The following is a 2,371-nucleotide window of genomic DNA, read 5'->3' as shown; positions in this document are numbered from 1 at the left end:
CGGCGCCAGAAGATGTTGTCCTCGCGGCCGGTGTAGATGCCGATGACCGCCCACATCCGGTGATTGTGCGGCTGCAGCGTCATCCGCGGCCCCCAGACGAGGTTGAGGACCGTCAGCTCGGGCGAGCGGTGGATGACGTTGACGGCGGCCCGCGTCGGTTCGCCCAGCCCGCGCAGCACCGCCCCAGGATCGGCCACCGCGCGCGCCACGACCTCGCGCACCGACTTGTGCGTCGGATCGGCCGCGACCGCAGCGCGGCACTCCTCGACGAAGCGCTCGACATCGAACATCGCGATCTCCCTCACTCCTGCGGCGCCGCGGCCAGCGCCTCGCGCAGGGCCGTCTTCAGCACCTTCCCATAGTTGTTCTTCGGCAGCGCGTCCACGAAGCGGTAGTCCTTGGGCCGCTTGAAGCGCGCGATGTGGTCGAGGCAGAGACGGTCGAGTTCGCCCGCCGCCGCGGCCGCGCCCGGGCGGCGGACGACGAAGGCCACCACCTCCTCGCCCCATTCCGGGTGCGGCCGGCCGACCACCGAGACCTCGGCGACGTCGGGATGGCGCAGCAGCACCTCCTCGACCTCGCGCGGATAGATGTTGCTGCCGCCCGAAATGATCATGTCCTTCGAGCGGTCCTTCAGGGTGAGGAACCCGTCCTCGTCGAAGGCGCCCATGTCGCCGGTGTGCAGCCAGCCGCCGCGCAGCGTCGCCGCCGTGGCCTCCGGATTGCGCCAGTAGCCGGTCATGACGACGTCGCCGCGGACCAGGATTTCGCCGACCTCGCCGACCGGCAGGTCGCGGTCGTCGGCGTCGCAGACCCGGACCTCGCACACCGCCTGGGCGACGCCGGCCGAGGCCAGCCGCTGCTCGTAGCGCGGGTGGCCGACATCCGCATGCATCGCCCGCGACAGGGCGGTGATGGTCATCGGGCTCTCGCCCTGGCCGTAGATCTGCGTCAGCTTGTAGCCGAAGGCGGCCAGCGCCCGCTTGCAGTCGGCGAGGTACATCGGCCCGCCGCCATAGACGATGGTGCGCAGGTTGGCGGTGTCGACCGGCACGCGCTCGGCATGGTCGACGAGACGCCAGACCATGGTCGGCGCGGCGAAGAGCGAGGCCCCCTTCCACCGCCCGATCAGGTCGAACACGCTCGCCGGGTCGCCGTGGCCGCCCTCCGGGATGACCTGCACGGCGCCGGCGGCGACGTTGGGCAGCATGTTGATGCCCGACCCGTGCGACATCGGCGACCAGTGGATGATGCTGTCGCCGGGGCCGGGGCTGTCGACGTCGGTGAAATAGGACAGCATGAAGGCCTGCAGCACCTGATGGCTGAGCATCGCCCCCTTGGGGCGCCCGGTGGTGCCGCTGGTGTAGAAGAGCCAGGCCGTGTCGCGCGGCTGGACCGCGGCCATCGGCATCGGCTCGCCATAGAGCGCCGCGTGCTCGGGCGAATCGACCAGGACGAGGCGCGGCGGCGCCTCGAGATCGGCCACCGCCGCCGCCGCTGCCTCCAGCAGGTCGTCGGTGACGAACACCGCCCGGGCGCCGGAATGGTCGAGGATGTAGGCGAATTCGCGCGGGTGCAGCTTGGCGTTGATCGGGACGGCGACGAAGCCGCCATGCCACGCCGCCTCCATCGCCTCGACGTAGTGCGGCCCGTTGCGCATGATGAGCGCCACACGATCGCCCGATTGCAGCCCCAGCCTGTCGCGCATCCCGCCGGCGAGTTGCGCGACCCTGAGCCCGAGGGTGCGGAAATCGGCGACGACCCGGTGACCGGACGCCACCGCCGGAAGGTCCGGCCATACCGCAGCGGAGCGATGAAGGAAGCGAGCGATGTTCATGCCGGACGGGCCTCGGGATCGACGGGCCGATACTAGACCAGACCGCGCCCGCCGCGGGCAACCGATCCGCGCGCTGGGGCTGGCACTCCTGGCGCTCGTCGCCTGGGACGGCGCGGCCGCCGCCGAGGGCATCCGCCTCGGCCTGCCGATCGACTGCCGCCCCGGCGTCGACTGCTGGGTCGTCAACTATGTCGACCGCGACCCCGGCCCCGGTCGCAAGGACTATCGCTGCGGCGCCATGTCCTACGACGGGCACAACGGCACCGACATCGCGATCCGCGACCTGAAGGCGATGCGCGACGGCGTGCCGGTGCTGGCCGCCGCCGACGGCGTGGTGCGGGCAGTGCGCGACGAGATGGCGGACGTCAATTTCCGCGACGCCGGTCCGGAGGCGATCGCCAAGCGGGAATGCGGCAACGGCGTCGTCGTCGACCATCCGGGCGGCTGGCAGACGCAATATTGCCACCTGCGGAAGGGCAGCGTGCGGGTGAAGCCGCGCGACCGGGTGACGGCCGGCCAGCCGGTCGGCCTCGT

At 71.5% G+C, this 2,371-nt stretch carries 2 protein-coding genes and 1 pseudogene; 1 reads left to right on the top strand and 2 read right to left on the bottom strand.

The annotated features are described in order from the left end of the window. Both ACE3Q3_RS18540 and ACE3Q3_RS18535 read right to left on the bottom strand, forming a co-directional pair. Positions 1–290, bottom strand: a pseudogene (locus ACE3Q3_RS18540) (hypothetical protein); the annotation flags it as partial. 11 nt (positions 291–301) lie between these two features. Then, positions 302–1,837, bottom strand: a complete 1,536-nt coding sequence (locus tag ACE3Q3_RS18535; RefSeq protein WP_374448609.1) for an AMP-binding protein — start codon at positions 1,835–1,837, stop codon at positions 302–304. On the opposite strand from ACE3Q3_RS18535, the gene ACE3Q3_RS18530 reads away from it, so the two are divergent. Further along, the coding region (locus ACE3Q3_RS18530; RefSeq protein WP_374448607.1) for a M23 family metallopeptidase at positions 1,830–2,371 on the top strand (542 nt) is incomplete at its 3' end. The two genes, ACE3Q3_RS18535 and ACE3Q3_RS18530, sit on opposite strands and share 8 nt — an antisense overlap.

Origin of the sequence: Allostella sp., assembly GCF_041913585.1 — a bacterium.
Lineage (GTDB): Bacteria > Pseudomonadota > Alphaproteobacteria > ATCC43930 > Allostellaceae > Allostella.
This window is presented reverse-complemented; position numbering and strand designations above follow the sequence as displayed.